The sequence below is a fragment of the Bifidobacterium sp. UBA6881 genome (assembly GCA_002451435.1).
GTDB lineage: Bacteria > Actinomycetota > Actinomycetes > Actinomycetales > Bifidobacteriaceae > Bifidobacterium.
Window position 1 is genome coordinate 15789 of the sequence record DKCF01000085.1, and the last position, 939, is coordinate 16727.

Consider the following 939-nt stretch of genomic DNA (forward strand, 5'->3'; position numbering starts at 1 on the left):
ACCCGCCAGCCATCGACGTTGTCGACCGATTTCCGTCTCGACGCCCTGCCGCATGACGTGCCGATGGAATTCCGCGTGATCTGCAAGCGTGGACTTGAATTGGACGATACGGACGGCTTCCCGACCGTTCCGATGGCGACGCTGGCCGAATTGGAGGCGTTGCTCGACGATTACCGTCCGTTGAAGGAACTGACGGAGAAGGATGTGACGATTCCTTCCGTCGATTCGGAATGCTCGATCGTCGACGCCCCGCTGCTGCAGGTGCTCGACAAGGATCTCATCGCATTGCCCGACAATCTCGCGGAAACCGGTAGCGTTCCGGAGATGACGTTCGAAGCGCCAAGGCCGCACAGCGATCTTTCGGACAGCAAGGAGGCTCTGGCCAAGGGCGTGGCGGCGACCAGCGGCGCGGTGAAGTCTTGGTGGAACAGCGGCCGTGAACTGTTGAGTGAGGAAGACATCGACGGCGTCATCGATGATGACGATTCCCCGTTCTCCTTCCCGATCCGGGTCTCCGTGCCTTCCGTGGACGGTTCCTCCGACAACGGCGGCGAAACCCAAGTGGAGAAGACCGGACGCATCCCGGTGATCGGCCCTGACGGACGCGTCATCCAGCCGGGTGAGGAATCCGCCCGCGCCTTGAAGGCGGAGCAGGAGGCGATCGACGCGGCCTACGAGGCCGGGAACGGCGCGGTGCCGCCGAGCTTCACGCCGAAAAACGGTTCGTCGAACGGCACGGAGGTCGCCAACGCCAGATTGTTCGGCAAGCTGAAAACGAAGGTCGTGGCCATCATCATCGCGTTCCTCGTGGTGGCAGTGGCGGCGAGCTTCGCGGTGCGCGCGCTCGTCAACGACGGCGGTTCCGGCTCCTCGTCCTCCAATTCGAACAGCCCGTGGCCGGAGATGAATCTCGATGCGGTGCCGTTCGGCCAGTCCGAC

The 939-nt window shown here is 63.3% G+C and carries 1 pseudogene; it reads left to right on the forward strand.

Annotated elements, in window-relative coordinates:
* Positions 1 to 939 (forward strand): annotated as a pseudogene (locus B3C64_RS06745) (hypothetical protein); the annotation flags it as partial.